This is a genomic window from Zoogloea sp., assembly GCF_044344315.1.
Lineage (GTDB): Bacteria > Pseudomonadota > Gammaproteobacteria > Burkholderiales > Rhodocyclaceae > Zoogloea.
The window spans coordinates 1-19485 of sequence record NZ_JBIJDC010000014.1 but is presented as its reverse complement, the minus strand read 5'-3'; the positions used below and the strand labels follow the sequence as shown (position 1 = coordinate 19485).

Genomic DNA, 19485 nt, shown 5'->3' with positions numbered 1-19485 from the left:
AAGGTATCCGCAACGAAAGATGTCTTCGTTTCATCCGGCCACCCGCCTGACTGCCTGGGCTGGATTGGTCGTGCTGGTGCAATTGGCCCGAGGCCCTTTACTGTGGGGTTTCGGGCTTTTCATTGGGGTCATGGCCTTGGCCTTTGCCGCCCGACGCTCGCGGTTGCTGGTCCGTAGAATCCGATATCTGCTCTTGGTGTCACTGGTGCTTTTCGCCTTCTTCACCCCGGGTGAGCTTGCCTTGCCGGGGCTGGGGCCGGCCAGCCCAAGTATCGAGGGCCTGCGACTTGCCGTGGCCCAGGGCCTGAGATTGCTCGCTGTTGTGATGCTGGCTGCACTTCTGCTCGAGTACACGGATGAGGCTGCGCTGGTATCGGGAATGCTGATTCTGTCCCGTCCCCTTTCCCTGCTCGGCATGTCCTCCGAGCGACTGGCGGTGCGCCTGCTGTTGGTCTTTCGCTACGTTGAAAAGTCGCCCGCAGGTGGCTGGAAAAGCCTGCTTGCCGAGGATGTGGGCCTTGAAGAGGGAGGGGTTGCACTGCGGCATGCCGCCTTGCAGTGGCAGGACTGGATGGTCATTGGCGTAGTCGTGCTGTTGGGGGTGGGAGGGGTGTTCTGGTGAGGGTGGCAATTGGGGTTGAGTACGCAGGCAATGCATTCGAAGGCTGGCAAACCCAGCCTCACGGGAGAACTGTTCAGGATGCGCTCGAGGGAGCCCTGGCAATCATTGCCCAGGAGCCCATCAAGCTTGTCTGCGCTGGCCGGACAGATACCGGTGTGCACGCTACGACGCAGGTTGCCCACTTCGATACGACGGTGGAACGTCCGCTCGAAGCTTGGGTGCGCGGCGTCAACAGTCACGCTCCTGCGAGTGTCGGCGTCTTGTGGGCTGTGCTAGTGGATGACGAGTTTCATGCCCGCTTCAGTGCCGAGTCCCGGCGCTATCGCTATGTGCTGCTGAATCGACGAGTTAGGCCCGGAATGCTTGAAGGCCGCGTCGGCTGGACGCATGGGCCTTTGGATGATGGGGCCATGAACGAAGCGGCGCAGTGCCTTATCGGTGAGCACGACTTCACCTCATTTCGGGCAGCTCAGTGCCAGGCAAAATCTCCGGTACGCGCCATGCACTCAGTTTCGGTGAAGCGCTGGGGTGATGTGGTGGTGTTCGATTTTCACGCCAATGCATTCCTTCATCACATGATTCGCAATCTTGTGGGGTCCCTGGTGCATGTCGGCAAGGGGCGGCGTCCGGTGGCATGGATGGCGGAGTTGCTGGCGGCCCGCAAGCGTAGTCTGGCGGCGCCGACGTTTGCGCCTGACGGTCTCTATCTTTGTGGTGTGGAGTATCCGCAGCGGTGGCCGCTACCCGGTGGCGGGCGTATCATCGCGCCTCCGCAACTCCTTATTCCGTGATCGCCGTGCATCGCACCCGAATCAAGATCTGCGGCCTGACCCGAGAGGATGATGTTCTCGCGGCCGTGAATGCCGGAGCGGACGCCATCGGCTTCGTCTTCTACCCCCCAAGCCCGCGTTATGTAAGTCCAGCAAGAGCGGCGGAGCTTGCACGTCTGCTGCCGCCCTTTGTCACCGCGGTCGGCCTGTTCGTGAATCCGTCCCGGGAGGAGGTCGCTCAGGTTCGGGATCTCGTGCCTTTGCAATTGTTGCAGTTCCATGGCGACGAGACGGAACCGGATTGTCTCGGTCACGGTCTGCCCTACATCAAGGCGGCACGGATGCGGCCGGGGCTCGATCTGTTAAAATACGCAGCTTCCTTTGCGGGCGCCCAGGGATTGCTCCTCGATGCCTTTGTCGAAGGCTATGGTGGTGGTGGCGAGACGTTTGACTGGTCACTGATTCCTTCCGTGTTGCCCTTGCCCTTGATCTTGTCCGGTGGCCTGCATGCAGGCAATGTCTCCGAGGCAGTGAGGCGCGTCCGGCCCTGGGCGGTGGACGTGTCCAGCGGCGTTGAAGCTGCCAAGGGAGTTAAGGATGCCGCCCGTATCACCGAGTTTGTTGCCGGAGTTCGAAATGCACATGGCTGATGCCCCTTATGATCTTCCCGACGCGCGCGGTCACTTTGGTCCCTACGGCGGTATCTTCGTCGCGGAAACCCTGATCCCTGCATTGACCGAACTGCGCGAAGCCTACGAAGAAGCGCAGCGAGATCCGGCGTTCGTGGCCGAGTTTGAATACGAGCTCAAGCACTATGTCGGGCGCCCCAGCCCCATCTATCACGCAAAGCGCTGGTCCGAGCTCCTCGGCGGCGCCCAGATTTATCTCAAGCGTGAAGACTTGAACCATACCGGCGCCCACAAGGTGAACAACTGCATCGGTCAGGCCATGCTCGCCCGTCGCATGGGCAAGCCGCGGGTGATCGCCGAGACTGGCGCAGGCCAGCACGGCGTGGCGACCGCGACCGTGGCGGCCCGCTACGGGATGGAGTGCGTGGTCTACATGGGTTCGGAAGACGTTCGTCGTCAGGCGGCCAACGTTTATCGCATGAAGCTTCTTGGCGCGACTGTCGTGCCGGTTGAGAGCGGTTCGAAAACGCTCAAGGATGCTCTCAACGAGGCCATGCGTGACTGGGTTACCAACATCAACGATACCTTCTACATCATCGGCACGGTGGCAGGCCCGCACCCTTACCCCATGATGGTCCGGGACTTTCAGGCAGTGATCGGCAAGGAGTGCATCGAGCAGATGCCCGACATGACCGGTCGTCAGCCGGATTACGTGATTGCCTGTGTGGGCGGGGGCTCCAACGCGATGGGGATCTTTCATCCCTACATTGGTCATGGGGATGTGCGCCTGATTGGCGTAGAGGCCGCAGGCAGTGGTATCGAGACGGGGCAGCATGCCGCTTCCCTGTCAGCCGGCCGGCCTGGTGTCTTGCACGGCAACCGTACTTACCTGCTGCAGGACGAGGATGGCCAGATCATCGAGACCCACTCGATCTCGGCGGGTCTCGACTACCCCGGCGTGGGCCCCGAGCATGCGTGGCTGAAGGACATCCAGCGTGCTGAATACGTGGGGATCACCGATGCCGAGGCGCTCCAGGCCTTCCATAACCTGTGCCGCTTCGAGGGCATCATTCCGGCGCTGGAGTCGTCCCATGCGCTGGCCTATGCCGCCAAGCTCGCCCCGACCCTCCCGAAGGACAAGGTCCTGCTGGTGAATTTGTCCGGTCGCGGCGACAAGGACATGCATACCGTTGCCGAGAAGTCCGGCATCCAATTCTGATTTTCGTGGCCCTGGCCGGGACGTCCGGGCAGGGCCACTGACCATTGATACTCATCCATGTCCAGAATTCAACAGACTTTCAAGCGGCTGGAGAGCGAAGGGCGCAAGGCGCTCATTCCCTTCATCACCGCTGGCGATCCCGCACCCGAAATGACCCTGCCGCTGATGCAGGCGCTTGTGGCGGGAGGTGCGGACATTATCGAGCTCGGCGTACCGTTTTCCGACCCCATGGCGGATGGACCTACCATCCAGCGTGCTTCCGAACGTGCCCTGGCTGCCGGCATGAGCATGCGCAAGGTGCTGGATATCGTCCGCAGTTTCCGGGCGACCGGCGATCAGACACCTATCGTGCTGATGGGGTACGCCAATCCCATTGAGGCCATGGGGGTCGAGCGCTTTGCCAAGGCGACTGCTGAAGCCGGTGCTGATGGTGTGCTGGTGGTGGATTATCCGCCCGAGGAGTGCCGAGGTTTTGCTGAAACCTGCAAGTCGTCGGGTCTGGATCCGGTCTTCCTGTTGGCGCCCACGTCCACCGAGCAGCGCTTTGATGACGTGGCTGCGGTAGGCAGCGGCTACATCTATTACGTCTCCCTCAAGGGTGTTACCGGTTCAGCTACTCTCGATCTGGATGAGGTGGCCCGTCGAATTCCGGCGATTCGTCAACGGGTCGGCATGCCTGTCGGAGTCGGTTTCGGCATCCGCGACGGAGCGACTGCGGCAAAAATTGCCGCCCTGGCCGATGCCGTGGTAATCGGTAGCCGTATCATCGAAGAGATCGAAAGCAGCACGCGTGAAGACGCGCCTGCCAAAGTGCAGGCATTCACACGGGGCATTCGGGACGCCATTGACGCAGCAGGAGTGCGCGCATGAGCTGGCTGAAAAAACTGCTGCCCCCAAAGATCAAGCGCGAGACGCCGTCTGCCCGGAAGTCCATTCCGGAAGGCTTGTGGAGCAAATGCCCGGCCTGCGAAGCGGTGCTGTACCGATCGGATCTGGAGAGCAACCTCAACGTCTGTCCCAAGTGCGGGCATCATCAGCGTATCCGTGCACGTCAGCGCATTGATTTTCTGCTTGATCCGGAGGGGCGTTTCGAGATCGGCGCCGAGGTCGTCCCAGTTGATCCCCTGAAGTTCAAGGACTCCAAGCGTTACCCTGATCGCCTGGCTGCCGCCAATGAAGACACCGGGGAAGCGGATGCGCTGGTGGTGGTGCAGGGGGCGATCAAGACCGTACCGGTCATCGTCGCCTGCTTTGAGTTCGAGTTTCTGGGCGGCTCGATGGGCTCGGTGGTTGGCGAGCGTTTCGTGCGTGGCGTCAAGGCTGCGCTTGAACAGCGCCTGCCATTCATCTGCGTGACCGCGACAGGTGGAGCGCGGATGCAGGAAGGGCTGTTTTCGCTGATGCAGATGGCCAAGACCACGGCGGCGATTACCCGCCTCGCCGAGCGCCGGTTGCCCTTCATCACACTTCTGACAGATCCCACCATGGGTGGCGTTTCGGCCAGCTTCGCTTTCATGGGGGATCTGGTGATTGGTGAGCCGGGTGCCCTGATCGGCTTTGCCGGACCGCGTGTGATCGAACAGACCGTCCGGGAGACTCTCCCTGCAGGCTTTCAGCGTTCCGAGTTCCTGCTTGAGAAGGGGGCGCTGGACATGATCATCGATCGGCGCGAGTTGCGTGACAGGCTGTCGGAGCTCATCACGCTGCTGACCCGCCAGGCCTCCGTCGCGACTGCGTCCTGATATGCAGTTGCCTGAATCTCTTGATGGTTGGCTAGGCCTGCTGGAGGCGCGCCACGGTCAGTCCATCCAGCTCGGGTTGGACAGGGTGCGCGCTGTCCGTGATGCCCTGCAGCTTCCCCAGACTTGCCCGGTTTTCACGGTGGGCGGCACAAATGGAAAAGGGTCCACCTGTGCCATGCTTGAGGCCGTTCTGCTGGCTGCAGGATATCGGGTGGGCGTGTATACCTCGCCCCATTTGTTGCACTATAACGAGCGGGTTCGCATCGATGGTCGTGATGTTTCCGACAGCGTGCTCGTTGATGCCTTTGGGGATGTCGAGCGTGCGCGGGGCGAAATCCCCTTGACGTATTTTGAGCATGGGACGCTGGCTGCCTGGGTCGCCTTCTCTCGTGCCGGGCTCGATGCTGTCATCCTTGAGGTAGGTCTGGGCGGACGCCTTGATGCGGTCAATGTGTTCGAGCCCGATTGTGCCATCGTGACCAGCGTGGCCATGGATCACATGGACTACCTTGGCGATACCCGTGAGGCGATCGGTTTTGAAAAGGCCGGGATTTTCCGCAGCGGCTGTCCGGCAATCTGCAGTGACCCCATGCCACCGGCGTCCCTGATTGAGCACGCAGAAGCCATCGGCGCAAAGCTGTGGGTCAGTGGACGCGATTTCGGTTTTTCCGGCGATCAGAATCAGTGGGCTTTCTGGACTGCTGGCGGTAGCCGACGGGGCGGTCTGGCCTATCCGTCACTGCGTGGCACCAATCAGTTGCTCAATGCGGCGGCGGTGATGGCGGCCTGTGAGGCTGTACGCGACATTCTTCCCGTCCCGATGCAGGCTGTTCGGCAGGGGTTCATGCTGGTCGAGCTCCCCGGGCGCTTCCAGGTCTTGCCAGGTCGTCCCACAGTAGTGCTCGATGTTGCCCACAACCCTCAGGCTGCCGGCGTGCTCAACGAGAACCTCGCCAGCATGGGTTTCTTTCCGGAAACTTGGGCCGTGATAGGGATGCTTGCCGACAAGGATGTGGCCGGGGTGGTCCGCTTGCTGAGGGATCGTGTCGATCATTGGGTGGTTGCCAGTTTGCCAGGCCCCAGGGGCCTGGGCGCTCAAGGCCTCGCGGTGATTCTCCGGGAATGTGGTGTCGGCGGCGACATTTCGGAGTGTGCCTCGCCACAGGAGGCCTACGCGCTGGCGCGTGGGCAGGCTGCTGAGGGTGATAGAATTGTAGTCTTTGGCTCATTCCTGACCGTGGCAGACGTGCTCGCCGCCCGGAAGGCCCCGTAATTGGTATAGCAGCAAGATGGCGGACAACGATTCCCAGGTCGACCTCAAAAAGCGCGCCCGCAGGCGCCTTGTCGGATCCGCAGCGCTCGCCCTCGCTGCTGCCATCGTTCTACCGATGGTGATGGATCACGAGCCTCGCACGCCCTTGCAGGACGTCCAGATCCGCATTCCCGGACAGGAGGGGAGTAACTTCACCTCCCGGGTGATCACCGGAAAGGGACCGGCGCCGAGCCAGCCCGTCGCAGGCGCAGTCGCAGAGGAAACCGCACCTCCCTTAGTGGATGACGTTGCTCGTCGCAAGCCCGAGCTTGAGTCGGACAGCCCGGTGTTCAAGCCCGGCGAGGAACTCATTCCGCCTCCCCGCAAGACGGATCAACCCAAGGCCGAGGCCCGGGCTGAAGCGCCGCCCAAGCCGGATCCCAAGCTCGAAGCCGCAAAGCTCAAGGAGAAAGAGCGGGAGAAGGAACGTGAGCGGGAGAAGGAAAGGGAAAAGGAAAAGGCTCAGGCAGAGGCTGCGCGCGCCAAGGCTCTGCTTGCGGGCACTACCCCCAAGGCAAGTGGCCCGGAGAGCCCCCATGTGGTCTCGCTTGGCGCTTACCGTGAGGCGGGCAATGTTTCCATACTCCGTGCCAAGCTTAAGGCTGAGGGCTATTCTTCCTACACGGAGGTCCTCGGGGATAAGGTGCGTGTTCGGGCCGGTCCTTTTCCGAACAAGGCTGCTGCCGACAAGGCCGCTGCACGGATCAGCAAGGTCCTCGGCGTTCCTGCCTCCGTGGCGGCGAAACCCTGAAGCCTGACTCTTGAACGGACTTGATTACGCCCTTTTGGGCCTGCTGGGGCTGTCGGCTGCGCTGGGTTTCTGGCGCGGCCTGCTTTCCGAGATCGTGGCGCTGGGGGCCTGGATACTGGCTTTCGTGATGGCCAGGACTTTCGTGGCGGACGTTCAGCCGTACATGGCCAACTGGGTCTCGGAGCCTTTGCTCCAGGGCGTCGCCGCTTTTCTGCTGGTGTTCGTCAGCATCTTGATCGTGGTTGCGCTTGTGCGCTGGCTGTTGAGCGAACTGATTCGCGCGGCTGGCCTGGGTGTTGCGGACCGCTTCCTGGGGGCTTGTTTTGGCCTGTTGCGTGGGGGTGTGATCATTTTTGCAGTGGCCTTGCTCGTCGGCGTCGGCGGCTTTGCCAAGGAGGCGTGGTGGCAGGCGGCCCAGTTGTCGGCCCCGCTCGAAACCGCCGTGATGGCTTCCAGACCGTGGCTCCCCGAGCTTCTGGCAAATAGACTTAGATACCGATAGGTGGTTTGAAATGTGTGGGATTCTGGGCGTAGTAGCGACGACACCCGTCAATCAGCTTCTTTATGACGGTCTGCAGGTGCTTCAGCACCGGGGGCAGGATGCGGCTGGCATTGCCACTGCGGAAGGTGGAAAATTTCACATGCACAAGGCTTCAGGCCTTGTTCGTGATGTATTCCGCACCCGTAACATGCGCGACCTGCCGGGCAACTGGGGTATTGCGCATGTTCGTTACCCGACCGCCGGTTCGGCATCGGCTGCCGCCGAGGCGCAACCCTTCTATGTGAATTCGCCCTTCGGATTGATGTTGGCCCACAACGGCAATCTCACCAATTCCGAAGAGCTCAAGCGGGAGATGTTTCTTTCCGACCTGCGTCACATCAACACCAATTCCGATTCGGAAGTGCTGCTGAACGTGCTTGCCCACGAACTGCAGGCCGCGGCGAAGAGTTTCCGTCTGGACGAGGAGACCGTTTTCACGGCAGTTGCAGGTGTCCATCGCCGTTGCCGCGGTGCTTACGCCACGGTGGCCATGATCTCCGGTACCGGTCTGCTGGCCTTCCGCGACCCCTATGGGATCCGTCCTCTGGTCATCGGACGCAACGATACGCCCAAGGGCACCGAATGGCTGGTGGCCTCGGAGAGCGTGGCCCTCGATGTGATGGGCTTCAAGCTGGTCCGCGACGTGGCGCCGGGTGAGGCGATCCTCATCGATACGGAAGGTCGTTTCCACAGCCGCCAGTGTGCAGGCCATACGGTCCACGCGCCTTGCATGTTCGAGTTCGTTTATCTTGCCCGCCCTGATTCGTTGATCGACGGCATCTCGGTATACGACGCACGCATCAAGATGGGGGAGTTTCTGGCCCGCAAGCTGCGCTCCACGATGCCGCACCTGAAGGTGGACGTGGTCATTCCCATCCCCGATTCCAGCCGCCCGTCGGCCATGGAGATGGCTCACCAGTTGAACGTTCCGTATCGCGAGGGCTTCGTAAAGAACCGCTACATCGGCCGTACTTTCATCATGCCGGGCCAGGCGATCCGGCGGAAATCAGTGCGCCAGAAGCTGAACACGATCCATCAGGAGTTCAAGGGCAAGAATGTTCTGTTGGTGGACGATTCCATCGTGCGGGGCACGACCAGTCGCGAGATCGTCCAGATGGCCCGGGATGCGGGTGCGAGCAAGGTCTTCATGGCCTCCGCGGCGCCCCCCGTGCGTTACGCCAACGTGTACGGTATCGACATGCCGACCAAGGGCGAACTGATTGCGAGCGACCGCACTGAGGAAGAGATCTGTGCCGAAATCGGTGCCGATGCCCTGATCTATCAGGATCTCGATGATCTGAAGCTGGCAGTTCAGGCAATCAATCCGGCCATCTCGGTCTTCGAAACCTCGTGTTTCGACGGCTTCTATGTGACTGGCGATGTGACCCAAGAGTATCTCACTGGCGTTGAGACCCAGCGTAATGATGCCGCGGGAAGTTCGGTCAATGAGGACGGCGGCGGTCAGATGGACCTCAATCTTGTGTCCCGGAGCGAAAGTTGAGCCAGCATTCAACTGAAGGGCTGGACCTCGATACGCTCGCAGTGCGCTCAGGGATCGAGCGCAGTCAGTTCAACGAGCATTCCGAAGCCCTGTATCTCACTTCCAGCTTCGTCTTCGATAGCGCAGCCCAGGCGGCCGCGCGTTTCTCCGGGGAGGAAGAGGGGAACGTTTACGCCCGCTTCACCAATCCGACCGTGACTGCGATGCAGCAGCGCCTGGCGGCCCTGGAAGGGGCCGAGGCCTGCGTGGCGACGGCATCCGGGATGGCGGCGATCATGTCCACCGTGATGGCCTTGCTCAGTGCCGGTGATCACATCGTGGCGTCCCGTGGCCTGTTCGGTGCCACGCAGCAGCTCTTTGGCAACATTCTGTCGCGCTTCGGTATTGAAACCACCTTCGTGCCGGCCACCGACCTGGATGCCTACCGCGCTGCGGTGACGCCGAAAACGCGTTTGTTCTTTGTCGAGTCTCCGTCCAATCCGCTCACTGAGTTGGTGGATATTCCGGCAGTGGCCGCCATTGCCCATGAGGCGGGCGTGTTGCTGGCGGTCGACAACTGCTTCTGCTCGCCGGCCCTGCAGCAGCCCCTCAAGCTGGGGGCTGATCTGGTGATCCACTCGGCTACCAAGTACCTGGATGGTCAGGGGCGGGTGCTGGGTGGTGCGGTATGTGGCAGCAAGGCCCTGGTGGATGAGGTGTTCAAGTTCCTGCGTACCGCTGGGCCATGCATTTCTCCGTTCAATGCGTGGGTAATTCTCAAGGGGCTTGAAACCTTGCGTATCCGCATGACGGCGCAGTCTGCCGCAGCCCATGAGCTGGCTAGCTGGCTTGAAGCCCAGCCGCAGGTGGCCCGGGTGCATTACCCGGGTTTGCCGTCCCATCCCCAGTATGAACTGGCCTGCCGGCAGCAGAGCAGCGGCGGCGCGATCGTCAGCTTCGAGGTGAACGGCGGGCGGGAAGAGGCCTGGAAGGTAGTGGACGCGACGCGCATCGTGTCGATCACCGCCAATCTTGGGGATACCAAGACAACCTTGACCCATCCGGCATCGACGACCCACGGCCGCATCTCGCCTGAAGCGCGTGAGGCCTCCGGGATTCGGGAGAGTCTGCTGCGTATTGCGGTGGGGCTGGAGTCTGTTGATGACCTCAAGGCCGATCTGGCCCGTGGTCTGGCACTTATCGCCTGATTGGCTTCATTCGAGGGATTGACGGGAGAACATCCCGTCAGCCCACACGAGCACTTCTCCGCTCGCCTTTCCTTCATTTTCCCGCCAGTCGGCCAGTACCCAGCGTTCGCAGGTGTGGCCATCCACGCTTACGTGATGCTGGGCCGGCCGATGAGTGTGGCCATGAACCAGGGCCGGATACCCGTGCCCGCGGAGCAGGGCAACGATGGCCTCTTCGTTGGCATCCATGATTTCGGCGCTCTTGACTGCCTTGGCGGCTTCGCTCTTCTGGCGTATGCCGGCGATGAACTGCTTGCGGGCGGCCAGGGGTTGGCTGAGAAATTGGGCCTGGTAGGCCTGTGTGCGCACCTGCCCACGAAACGCCTGGTAAGCCACATCGTCCGTGCACAGGCTGTCACCATGACACAGCAGCACTGCCTGCGTGCCCAGGTGGATCAGGGATGGTTCGGGTAGGATCTCCAGGTGAGCCCGATGCGCGAAGTCCGCGCCGATCAGGAAGTCCCGGTTGCCCGGCATGAAGTGGATCCGGGTGCCGCCGTCGGCCAGCCTGGCCAGTTGCGCTGCCAGAGCACTGTTCAGGGGATCGTCATGATCGTCGTCCCCTGCCCAGTATTCGTAAAGATCACCCAGGATGTAGAGCACGTCGGCATCCCTGGCCCGGCCTGCGAGGTAGCGCTCGAAGACCGCAGTCAGCGCGGGGCGGTCGACCGTAAGATGCAGGTCGGAAATGAAATGAGCTTGCATGCGCCGATCGCCCCTTTGTGAATCTGCTTAGATGATTTCCGCGCTCTGGATGATCACGTCTTCCTTGGGAACATCCTGATGGAAGCCGCTGGTGCCGGTCTTGACGCCCTTGATCTTTTCGACCACGTCCATGCCTTCGCTGACCTTGCCGAACACGCAGTAGCCCCAGCCCTGCATGTCGGGGGAGCGGTGGTTGAGGAAGTCGTTGTCGGCGATGTTGATGAAGAACTGGGCGGTGGCCGAGTGGGGGGCGTTGGTGCGGGCCATGGCAATGGTGCCTACATCGTTCTTGAGGCCATTGTTGGCCTCGTTCTGGATGGGTTCACCGCAGGGCTTCTGCTTCATGCCGGGCTCGAAACCGCCACCCTGGATCATGAAGCCGTTGATCACGCGATGGAAGACGGTGTTGTTGTAGTGGCCGGCTTCGACGTAGGCCAGGAAGTTCTTGACCGTCTCGGGGGCTTTTTCGGCGTCCAGTTCGAGAACGATGTCGCCGTGGTTGGTGGTGAGTTTGACAGCCATGGGGTGCTCCTGTTGGAAAGAGGGGTCGTTACTTGGCAGCTTTTTCGGGCAGCTGGCGGGCCGATTCAATAAGGATCGGGGTGGCCGGCACGTCCCGATGGAAACCGCGGGTGGTTGTCTGTTCCTTGCCGATCTTGCGGACTACGTCCATACCTTCCGTCACCTTGCCAAAAACGGTATAGCCCCAGCCGTCCGGGGACGGGTAGTTGAGGGACCGGTTGTCTTCAAGGTTGATGAAGAACTGGGCAGTGGCGGAGTGCGGGTTCTGGGTACGGGCCATGGCAATGCTGCCCGCGTCATTCTTGAGGCCGTTCTTGCCTTCGTTTTCGACGGGGGCGCGGGTCGCCTTCTCTTCCATGGCGCTGTTCATGCCTCCGCCCTGGATCATGAAGCCGTTGATCACTCGATGGAAGATCAGGCCGTTGTAATGGCCGCTCTTCACGTATTCAAGAAAGTTGGCGACAGTCTTGGGCGCTTTCTCCGGGTAGAGCTCGAGCACGACATTGCCGGCACTGGTTTTGAGCTCGACCAAGGGATTGGCAGCAGCGGCGAGGAGGGCGTTGCCGGCCAAGGCAACGGCGATGAGGATTTTTTTCATGGGTGTCCTGTGTGAGGTCTGTGCTATGCGCTTCGCGGTCAGGCGAAGCCTTCATAAATGATCTTCCAGCGTCCGCCTTCCTTGATCCAGTACTGGCGTTTCTTCAGGACGTTGGAGAGGTTGTTGCTGCGGTAATCCTGTTCGAAGGTGACGACTATCATGTCTTCCTTCCCTGGATTACGGAAGACGCTGAGCTTGCTCAGGTCCACCTTGACCCAGCTCTTGCTTTTCGCTACCAGACGCTTTTGTTGGGACCACTGAGCGAAATCGCCTTCGTTGTTGCGGAATGACCGGGAATAATGGGCAAGGTAGCGATCAACGTCGCGGCTTTCCCAGTCCTTGCGCCAGGCCTCGATCTCACGGTTCAGGGCGCTGCGCTCGCTGGCCCAGTCGTCAAGGCTTAGCCATTCGATGGTGTTGCTGATGATGACCGGCGTCAGGCCGACTTGCAGGTAGCCGGAAAGGGCATCCAGATCCTGATTGGTCAGCACTACGCAGCCATCCGAGGCGCGGGGTGGTCGAGAGTACGTGTCGCTCGGGGTGCCGTGCAGCCAGATTCCGTGCCCGTTGCGCCCCTGCTGTCGATCCCACTCGTTGGGGTAATTGATCGGAAAGGCTCCGCTGCCGTAGAAGTCGGAAAGCTTCTGGCGCGGCAGGTTGGCGGTGACATGGTAAACACCGACCGGCGTGCGTTTGTCGCCTTCGCGTGTCTTCTCTGCACCGAGCTTGCCATGGGCGATGTAGTAGTCCGCCACAAAGCGCGGGCGCCCACTGTCGTTCTGGTAGATGTAAAGCCGGGAGCGCTGGGTGTCCACCACGATCGCGAACTTCTGATCGGGCTCCATCTGCAGCAGGTAGCGGGGGACGTAATTACTGGGCGGGCGGTTGCGGTAGGCCTTGAGGCGCGCAACGGCTTCTTCACGCAGGTCGGCGAGTTTCTCGGCAGGGGCATCCGGCGAATTGCCGAAGGTGCTCAGGGGGCGCGTACGGGCCAGGAGGAGATCGCCCCGGATCAGGTGCGCTAGGCGAAAATTGGGGTGGCGCACCAGCAGCGCGTCCACTTTCTTGAGGGCTTCGTCGGTCTTGCGCTGCTCGATGGCACGAATTACCTCGCCCAGGGCCCCGTCTGCATCGGCGGCAGTCGCGCCGGTGCCTCCCGAGCCAGAGGCTACGAGAGGGATACAAACAAAGGCGAGAGCCAGCCCTGAGCACAAGGTGACCCACAAACGGTGCATCAACCGCCGACCCGCTCCTGCTGGATGACCCACTTGCCGTCCTGATTGATGAGATTGAGTGTCTTGTTGGAGGAGGTGGACAGGTTCGCGGAGCGATAGTGCTGACGAAGTTTGACGGTGGCGCGATCGCCATTGACGGATACGACCTTGACGTTCTCCAGGTCAACTTCGATGGTGCCCGGCTTGGTGAGGCGCTGGGTGCGTTCTTCTTCCCAGGCCTTGCGGTTCAGCCCCTTGGGTGGATCGAAGTCGCGTGCGTAGTGGCCCAGGTAGGACTTGACGTCCTTGCGCGCCCAGGCGCCTGCCCAGTTCTGTATGGCCTTGGAAATGGCGGCTGCCTGGGGTGGGGTTTCGTCCTTGGGCTCTGGTCGCTTGGCGACGGGCTTGGGCTCTTCCTTGACGACAGGGGCGGGTGTCGGCGCAGGCGTAACAGGGGCAGGGGTCGCGGCTGGCTTGGCCGAGGCGATGACCGCGGGGGTAGGGGCCATCGCGGCTGGCGCAGGCTTGGCTGGAGTCGGTGCCACTGCCACGGGGGGCGTCATGGGCCTGGGCGCCGGCGCCGCAGCGACTGCCGGTGCTGCCGGACGTCCGGACTTGCTGCCGGCAACGCTGATCATCTCCCGGATCAGGGCAAGCTTGTTCTGGGCCGCGACATTGGAGGAGTCGAGCGCAAGGGCCTTGTCATAAGCCTGGCTCGCCAGACGGGCGTAGATGTCGCCCAGGTTCTCATGGGCCGTTGCATAGCTCGGATGGGTGCGAATGGCCATCTCGAGGGCGTTGCGTGCTTTGTCGTACTGGCGCTGTTGAGCGTACAGCACAGCCAGATTGTTGTAAGGCTCGGGGAGTTCGGGGTAGTCCTCGGTCAACGTCTGGAACACTACGATGGCCTCGGCACCGCGGTTGAGTTCGGACAGTACAACTCCCTTGAGAAAACGGACCTGAGCGTCCCGCGGCTTGGAGGCGAGAATGCTGTCTGCGCGTTCAAGGGCCTGGGAGAATTGTCCCTGTTTGACCAGGGCTTGCAGATCCTGGATGGGGTCGGCCCGGACAGGGCTGCAGATCAGACTTGCGAGAAGCAGGGTGGCGGCCAGGGCTCGTTTTGACATGTGATATGATTCGCCGGCGCGCGCGGGCACGCGGGGGCTGTTGTTTTCAGGTTGATTACCAGCTGCGCATTTTATCAAGAAGCTCCGCTGCCTACCATGAGCGCCTCCCGGTTTCTTCCATGCAGGGCCCAGTGAATGGCTCTGCAGGCCTGTTATGGATTATCTGCTCACGCAGCCATACGGTCACATCCTTAATCCTACGGTTTCAGTGCGGTCTCTCTCATGTTGAAAATTCATAACTCCCTTTCCCGCAAGAAAGAGCAGTTCACTCCCATTGAGCCCGGTAAGGTCCGCATGTATGTCTGCGGGATGACGGTCTACGACTACTGCCATCTGGGGCATGCGCGGGTGATGGTGGTGTTCGACATGGTGGTGCGCTGGCTGCGGTCGAGTGACTACACGGTCACCTATGTGCGCAATATCACTGATATCGACGACAAGATCATCAAGCGCGCCGGTGAGAACGGCGAGAGCATTCGTGCGCTGACCGACCGGTTCATTGCTGCGATGCATGAAGATGCGGACGCGCTTGGGGTGCAGCGCCCTGATCACGAGCCTCGGGCGACCGAGTACGTTGAGCCGATGCAGAAGCTGATCGGCGAACTCGTCGGGCATGGCCTTGCTTACAAGGCGGACAACGAGGATGTCTGCTTTGCGGTGCGCAAGTTTGAAGGTTACGGCAAGCTGTCCGGCAAGTCTCTCGACGAGTTGCGGGCGGGGGAGCGCGTCGAGGTGGCCGGTGGCAAGCACGATCCCCTGGATTTCGTGCTGTGGAAGCATGCCCGCGCAGATGAGCCCGATGAGGTCAAATGGAACTCCCCGTGGGGGACTGGCCGGCCCGGTTGGCACATCGAGTGCTCGGCGATGAGTTCCGAGTTGCTTGGCGCGCAATTTGACATTCATGGTGGTGGTGCCGACCTGCAGTTTCCTCACCATGAGAACGAGATTGCCCAGAGCGAGGGGGCGCACCAGTGCTCTTTCGTGAATTACTGGATGCACAACGGGTTCGTCCGGGTGGACGACGAAAAGATGTCCAAGAGTCTGGGCAACTTCTTCACCATTCGTGATGTACTCAAGGAGTACGCGCCGGAGGTGGTGCGTTTCTTCATCCTGCGCGCCCATTACAGAAGCCCGCTCAATTATTCCGACGCCCACCTTGTGGATGCGCGCAATGCGCTCTCTCGTCTTTACACCGCGCTGCGCAACGTGCCGCCGGTGGAGCTGCCCGCAGTGGATTGGTCCGCACCCATGGCTGCTCGTTTCAAGCTGGCCATGGACGATGATTTCAATACCGCAGAGGCGCTGTCTGTCCTCTTCGATCTTGCCGCCGAGGCAAACCGGAGCCAGTCCGCCGAGGTGGCGGGTCTGCTCAAGGCGCTGGGCAAGGTGCTGGGCCTTCTTGAGCAGGATCCCACGGCCTTCCTGCAGGGAGGCGCTGACAGTTCCGGCGATGATGCGGCATCCATCGAAGCCCGGATTGAGGCGCGGATTGCCGCCAAAAAAGCGCGGAACTTTGCTGAGGCCGACCGGATTCGCGCTGAATTGCTGGCCGAGGGAATTGCCCTTGAAGATACCGCTCAAGGGACGATCTGGCGCCGTGCCTGATTGCTGTTGAAGTAGTGGAAATGAATCAGGCCACGGAAGGTGGCCTGATTCATTTCAGAGTTCTGGCTGTGTCAGCGCAGGACGCGTCCGTCCCTGCCCAGCACGGTCAGATCGACGAAGCGTGATCCGTTATGGCTGGTGGGGGAGTAGCCGATTCGGTATCCGCCGAGGTCGAAAGTGCCGCTTTCCAGGGTGCTGACAAGCTTCTCACGGGTGGGGTCCTTTCCCACTTTCTTCAGCGCCTCTGCCATCAGCTTGGCATTGAGGAAGCCTTCGATGCCGTAATAGCTGTAGTTGCCATGTTTGGCATAGGCTTGAACGGCCTTGTGATATTCCTTCACCACCGGGGTGGTGTCGTTCCACGGGTAGGGCATGACTTGGGAGATGCCGATTCCATGGGCTTCCTTGGCGCCCATCTCGGCGACGAGCAGATCGGCACCAATGGGCGACAAGGTGGAGAACTGGGGCATCTGGCCAGCCTTGCGCATTTGGCGGACGAACTCTGCGGTTGGCTTGTAAAGCGTCGCCATGATCACTGCTTGGGGGGTGCCCTTGGCGATCTGTGTGACGGCGGTGGCAACATCAAGAGAATTACGCTCGACCGAACCAACGGCAACGGGCTTTAGCTTGTGGCGGGCCAGGGTTGCGACCACGCCATCCAGTCCGGATTTGCCGAAGCCATCATTTTGGTAGAACACCGCGATCTGGGTGATGCCGAGCCCGACAAGGTGATTGACAATGGCTTCAGTTTCGTCGGCGTAGCTGGCGCGCAGGTGAAACATGTAGCGATTGACGGGCGTGCGCAGACTGCCGGCGCCGCTGATGGTGCCAATAAGCGGAACCCGTGCTTCGGAGAAGACCTTCATGGCCTCCGTAGTGGGTGAGGAACCGTAGTAAGCCATCAAGGCAAAGATTTTCTGCTCATTGATCAGCTTGCGGGTGTTGGCAACCGTCTTTTCAGTTTCATAACCATCATCCAGGGCAAGGAGCTCCACCTTTCTGCCGTGGATGCCACCCGCTGCATTCAGCTGCGCAAAGTACGCCATCGCGCCCTCTTTCATTTCCTTGCCATAGGCGCCGTTGGGGCCCGAAAAGGGCGCGGACATGCCCAGAGTGATAGTGCCCTCGCTGATACCCGGATCGGCAGCGTGTGCTGCTCCGCCGGCGGCGAACATCAGACCGGTGCTCACGGTGGCGATCAGCGACTTGATGGAATGGATAAGCATGATGGGTGTGGCTCAATGTGATGGAAATGCTGGCGGAGCCGAGTATAGGTTAAAAAGGAAAGTGTTTCGTAAAAGACACTGGCCGCTGCTCCAGGAGCGGCGGCCAGTGTTTTTTGTGTCGCAGTGCAGCAATGCGGGGTGCTTTAGGCGCTGAAGAAATCCTTCACTTTATCCATCCAGGATTTGGCTTTCGGATTGTGGCGCTCTGCATTGCTTGAGGCGATCTCGTCGAACTCCCGCAGCAATTCCTTCTGGCGTTCGGTCAGCTTGACCGGCGTTTCGACGATCACGTGGACCATCAGGTCGCCCGGGGCATGGTTGCGCACGTTGCGAATCCCCTTGCCGCGCAGACGGAACACCTTGGCACTTTGGGTCTCCGCAGGAATGCGGATGTTAGCCGCACCGTCGAGGGTGGGAATCTCGATCTCGCCACCCAGTGCAGCCGTGGTGAAGCTGATCGGCATCTCGCAATGCAGGTCGTCACCATCGCGCTGGAACACCGGGTGCTGCTTGATGTGGATCTCCACGTAGAGATCGCCGGCCGGCCCGCCATTGACGCCGGGTTCGCCATGGCCACCGTGACGCAGACGCATGCCGTCATCGATGCCCGCCGGAATTTTCACCTCCAGAGTCTTCTGGCGTTTGACTCGACCCGCACCACCGCAGGATGTGCAGGGCTCGGGGATGATGCGGCCACTGCCGTGACACTTGGGGCAGGTTTGCTGGATGGAGAAGAAGCCTTGCTGGATGCGAACCTGGCCCGCACCACCGCAGGTGGGGCAGGTCTTGGGTTGAGTGCCGGGTTTGGCGCCGCTGCCGTGACAGGTGTCGCACTCTTCCAGGGCCGGGATGCGGATGGTCTTCTCGGCACCCCGTGCGGCCTCTTCAAGCGTGATCTCGAGGTTGTAGCGCAGGTCGGCTCCGCGGTAGACGTTGGAGCGACCACGCCCGCCACCACCGCCGCCACCAAAGATGTCGCCGAAGATGTCACCGAAGGCGTCAGCGAAGCCGTCAAAGCCCTGGCCACCACCGCCTCCGCCGCCCACGGATTGGTCGACGCCGGCATGGCCGTAGCGGTCGTAGGCGGCGCGCTTGTTGGCGTCGGTCAGGATCTCGTAGGCCTCTTTGGCCTCCTTGAACTTGTCTTCAGCGTCCTTGTTGTCCGGATTGCGGTCCGGATGGTGCTTCATGGCCAGCTTGCGGTAGGCCTTTTTCAGTTCGTCCTCGGAGGCGTCACGATTGACGCCGAGGATCTCGTATAAATCCCGTTTCGCCATGTTTGGGTGCTCTGGCTATATTGCGTAAAGGCCGAGCCGAGCGGTGCAAGGCGCACCGGCAGGGGCTCGGCCGGATCTGTCGGGTCGGCTGATCAGTTGTTCAGCCAGACGGGCTTACTTCTTGTCCTTCACCTCGGTGAATTCGGCGTCCACCACGTCCGGGTCATTGGCCTTGGCGCCACTGGCCGATGCTCCAGCGCCACCAGCTGCGCCTCCGGCAGCTTCTGCCTGGGCCTGAGCGTAGATGTGCTCACCGAGCTTCTGGCTGATGGTGCCGAGGGCTTCGCTCTTGGCGTCGATGGCTGCCTTGTCGCCGGACTTGATGGCTTCCTCGGCTTCGGCGATGGCCGCTTCGATCTTGGCCTTGTCGTCGCCGATCTTGTCACCGTGCTCGGCCAGGGCCTTCTTCACGGAGTGCACCAGAGTATCGAGCTGGTTGCGGGCATCAACCAGTTCGTGTGCCTTCTTGTCCTCCTCGGCGTGGGCCTCGGCGTCGCGCACCATGCGCTGGATCTCGTCATCAGACAAGCCGGAGTTGGCCTTGATGGTGATCTTGTTTTCCTTGCCGGTGGCCTTGTCCTTGGCGGACACATGCAGGATGCCGTTGGCGTCGATGTCGAAAGTGACTTCGATTTGCGGCATGCCGCGCGGAGCCGGCGGGATATCGGACAGGTTGAACTGGCCCAGGCTCTTGTTGCCGGAGGCCATTTCGCGCTCACCCTGCAGCACGTGGATGGTGACTGCGTTCTGGTTGTCGTCGGCGGTGGAGAAGACCTGCGAAGCCTTGGTCGGGATCGTGGTGTTCTTCTGGATCAGCTTGGTCATCACGCCGCCCAGGGTCTCGATGCCCAGGGACAGGGGGGACACGTCGAGCAGCAGTACGTCCTTGACTTCGCCT

At 61.2% G+C, this 19485-nt stretch carries 21 protein-coding genes; 12 read left to right on the top strand and 9 right to left on the bottom strand.

From position 1 onward, the window contains the following. Nucleotides 1-19 precede the first annotated feature (19 nt). From ACIQ09_RS04850 to ACIQ09_RS04810, 9 genes are read left to right on the top strand one after another with little or no spacing between them, the layout of a single operon-like run. The gene (locus tag ACIQ09_RS04850) at nt 20-622 is read left to right on the top strand and encodes a CbiQ family ECF transporter T component (RefSeq protein ID WP_398306758.1); all 603 of its coding nucleotides are present in this window, start codon (nt 20-22) and stop codon (nt 620-622) included. Then, complete coding sequence (truA, locus tag ACIQ09_RS04845) at nt 616-1413, top strand: tRNA pseudouridine(38-40) synthase TruA (protein WP_398306845.1); 798 nt, start codon at nt 616-618, stop codon at nt 1411-1413. Before ACIQ09_RS04850 ends, truA begins: the two co-directional genes overlap by 7 nt. A gap of 5 nt (nt 1414-1418) precedes the next feature. After that, nucleotides 1419-2042: a phosphoribosylanthranilate isomerase gene (locus tag ACIQ09_RS04840; protein WP_398306843.1), complete on the top strand. Its 624-nt coding sequence runs from the start codon at nt 1419-1421 to the stop codon at nt 2040-2042. Beyond that, nucleotides 2029-3240 carry a tryptophan synthase subunit beta gene (gene trpB / locus ACIQ09_RS04835; protein WP_398306756.1) on the top strand — a complete coding sequence of 404 codons (1212 nt, stop codon included), beginning with the start codon at nt 2029-2031 and terminating at the stop codon, nt 3238-3240. Before ACIQ09_RS04840 ends, trpB begins: the two co-directional genes overlap by 14 nt. Nucleotides 3241-3297: 57 nt before the next feature. After that, complete coding sequence (gene trpA / locus ACIQ09_RS04830; RefSeq protein ID WP_398306754.1) at nt 3298-4110, top strand: tryptophan synthase subunit alpha; 813 nt, start codon at nt 3298-3300, stop codon at nt 4108-4110. Further along, entirely contained in the window at nt 4107-4982 is an 876-nt protein-coding gene (accD, locus tag ACIQ09_RS04825; protein ID WP_299884096.1) for an acetyl-CoA carboxylase, carboxyltransferase subunit beta, read from the top strand. The genes trpA and accD overlap by 4 nt, the downstream gene beginning before the upstream one ends. Before the next feature lies 1 nt (nt 4983). Continuing rightward, nucleotides 4984-6255, top strand: a complete 1272-nt coding sequence (gene folC / locus ACIQ09_RS04820) for a bifunctional tetrahydrofolate synthase/dihydrofolate synthase (RefSeq protein ID WP_398306751.1) — start codon at nt 4984-4986, stop codon at nt 6253-6255. Between the two features lie 16 nt (nt 6256-6271). Next, a complete protein-coding gene (locus tag ACIQ09_RS04815) occupies nt 6272-7045 on the top strand; it encodes an SPOR domain-containing protein (protein WP_398306749.1) in 774 nt (257 codons plus the stop codon). A 10-nt stretch (nt 7046-7055) separates the two neighbouring features. Further along, complete coding sequence (locus ACIQ09_RS04810; RefSeq protein WP_398306747.1) at nt 7056-7547, top strand: CvpA family protein; 492 nt, start codon at nt 7056-7058, stop codon at nt 7545-7547. On the opposite strand, the gene ACIQ09_RS04805 is transcribed toward ACIQ09_RS04810, so the two are convergent. Then, a complete protein-coding gene (locus tag ACIQ09_RS04805; protein WP_398306849.1) occupies nt 7534-7686 on the bottom strand; it encodes a hypothetical protein in 153 nt (50 codons plus the stop codon). The two genes, ACIQ09_RS04810 and ACIQ09_RS04805, sit on opposite strands and share 14 nt — an antisense overlap. On the opposite strand from ACIQ09_RS04805, the gene purF reads away from it, so the two are divergent. Together purF and ACIQ09_RS04795 are read left to right on the top strand one after the other, a co-directional pair. Further along, a complete protein-coding gene (gene purF, locus ACIQ09_RS04800; RefSeq protein WP_398306841.1) occupies nt 7618-9087 on the top strand; it encodes an amidophosphoribosyltransferase in 1470 nt (489 codons plus the stop codon). The genes ACIQ09_RS04805 and purF overlap by 69 nt on opposite strands. After that, nucleotides 9084-10274 (top strand): O-succinylhomoserine sulfhydrylase, encoded by a 1191-nt coding sequence (locus tag ACIQ09_RS04795; RefSeq protein WP_398306745.1) that lies wholly within the window; start codon nt 9084-9086, stop codon nt 10272-10274. The genes purF and ACIQ09_RS04795 overlap by 4 nt, the downstream gene beginning before the upstream one ends. 6 nt (nt 10275-10280) lie before the next feature. Here ACIQ09_RS04795 and ACIQ09_RS04790 read toward each other — a convergent pair whose 3' ends face one another. From ACIQ09_RS04790 to ACIQ09_RS04770, 5 genes are read right to left on the bottom strand one after another with little or no spacing between them, the layout of a single operon-like run. Beyond that, nucleotides 10281-11018, bottom strand: coding sequence for a UDP-2,3-diacylglucosamine diphosphatase (locus tag ACIQ09_RS04790; RefSeq protein WP_398306743.1), 738 nt, complete (start codon nt 11016-11018; stop codon nt 10281-10283). 27 nt (nt 11019-11045) lie between these two features. Then, nucleotides 11046-11540, bottom strand: coding sequence for a peptidylprolyl isomerase (locus ACIQ09_RS04785; protein ID WP_398306741.1), 495 nt, complete (start codon nt 11538-11540; stop codon nt 11046-11048). Nucleotides 11541-11568: 28 nt separating this feature from the next. Then, the gene (locus ACIQ09_RS04780; RefSeq protein ID WP_398306739.1) at nt 11569-12138 is read right to left on the bottom strand and encodes a peptidylprolyl isomerase; all 570 of its coding nucleotides are present in this window, start codon (nt 12136-12138) and stop codon (nt 11569-11571) included. A gap of 38 nt (nt 12139-12176) precedes the next feature. Continuing rightward, nucleotides 12177-13373 carry a murein L,D-transpeptidase family protein gene (locus tag ACIQ09_RS04775; RefSeq protein ID WP_398306737.1) on the bottom strand — a complete coding sequence of 399 codons (1197 nt, stop codon included), beginning with the start codon at nt 13371-13373 and terminating at the stop codon, nt 12177-12179. Then, complete coding sequence (locus tag ACIQ09_RS04770) at nt 13373-14479, bottom strand: tetratricopeptide repeat protein (protein WP_398306735.1); 1107 nt, start codon at nt 14477-14479, stop codon at nt 13373-13375. The genes ACIQ09_RS04775 and ACIQ09_RS04770 overlap by 1 nt, the downstream gene beginning before the upstream one ends. A gap of 222 nt (nt 14480-14701) precedes the next feature. Between ACIQ09_RS04770 and cysS the strand changes: the two genes are divergently transcribed. Further along, on the top strand, nt 14702-16084 hold the full coding sequence (gene cysS / locus ACIQ09_RS04765; RefSeq protein WP_398306733.1) for a cysteine--tRNA ligase: 1383 nt from the start codon (nt 14702-14704) through the stop codon (nt 16082-16084). A 71-nt stretch (nt 16085-16155) separates the two neighbouring features. Here the strand turns inward: cysS and ACIQ09_RS04760 are convergent, their stop codons facing one another. From ACIQ09_RS04760 to ACIQ09_RS04750, 3 genes are all read right to left on the bottom strand, one after another. Continuing rightward, nucleotides 16156-17310: an ABC transporter substrate-binding protein gene (locus tag ACIQ09_RS04760; RefSeq protein ID WP_398306731.1), complete on the bottom strand. Its 1155-nt coding sequence runs from the start codon at nt 17308-17310 to the stop codon at nt 16156-16158. Between the two features lie 143 nt (nt 17311-17453). After that, a complete protein-coding gene (dnaJ, locus tag ACIQ09_RS04755) occupies nt 17454-18587 on the bottom strand; it encodes a molecular chaperone DnaJ (protein WP_398306729.1) in 1134 nt (377 codons plus the stop codon). 114 nt (nt 18588-18701) lie between these two features. Next, a partial coding sequence (locus ACIQ09_RS04750) for an Hsp70 family protein (RefSeq protein ID WP_398306727.1) occupies nt 18702-19485 on the bottom strand: 784 nt, incomplete at its 5' end.

Bases quoted from the DNA above. Each gene is read 5' to 3' on its own strand.
- ACIQ09_RS04850 (WP_398306758.1), top strand. From the start codon at position 20: ATGTCTTCGTTTCATCCGGCCACCCGCCTGACTGCCTGGGCTGGATTG.
- trpA (WP_398306754.1), top strand. From the start codon at position 3,298: ATGTCCAGAATTCAACAGACTTTCAAGCGGCTGGAGAGCGAAGGGCGC.
- ACIQ09_RS04760 (WP_398306731.1), bottom strand. From the start codon at position 17,310: ATGCTTATCCATTCCATCAAGTCGCTGATCGCCACCGTGAGCACCGGT.
- ACIQ09_RS04780 (WP_398306739.1), bottom strand. From the start codon at position 12,138: ATGAAAAAAATCCTCATCGCCGTTGCCTTGGCCGGCAACGCCCTCCTC.
- dnaJ (WP_398306729.1), bottom strand. From the start codon at position 18,587: ATGGCGAAACGGGATTTATACGAGATCCTCGGCGTCAATCGTGACGCC.
- accD (WP_299884096.1), top strand. From the start codon at position 4,107: ATGAGCTGGCTGAAAAAACTGCTGCCCCCAAAGATCAAGCGCGAGACG.
- ACIQ09_RS04790 (WP_398306743.1), bottom strand. From the start codon at position 11,018: ATGCAAGCTCATTTCATTTCCGACCTGCATCTTACGGTCGACCGCCCC.
- ACIQ09_RS04770 (WP_398306735.1), bottom strand. From the start codon at position 14,479: ATGTCAAAACGAGCCCTGGCCGCCACCCTGCTTCTCGCAAGTCTGATC.
- ACIQ09_RS04785 (WP_398306741.1), bottom strand. From the start codon at position 11,540: ATGGCTGTCAAACTCACCACCAACCACGGCGACATCGTTCTCGAACTG.
- cysS (WP_398306733.1), top strand. From the start codon at position 14,702: ATGTTGAAAATTCATAACTCCCTTTCCCGCAAGAAAGAGCAGTTCACT.
- folC (WP_398306751.1), top strand. From the start codon at position 4,984: ATGCAGTTGCCTGAATCTCTTGATGGTTGGCTAGGCCTGCTGGAGGCG.
- ACIQ09_RS04815 (WP_398306749.1), top strand. From the start codon at position 6,272: ATGGCGGACAACGATTCCCAGGTCGACCTCAAAAAGCGCGCCCGCAGG.
- trpB (WP_398306756.1), top strand. From the start codon at position 2,029: ATGCACATGGCTGATGCCCCTTATGATCTTCCCGACGCGCGCGGTCAC.
- ACIQ09_RS04775 (WP_398306737.1), bottom strand. From the start codon at position 13,373: ATGCACCGTTTGTGGGTCACCTTGTGCTCAGGGCTGGCTCTCGCCTTT.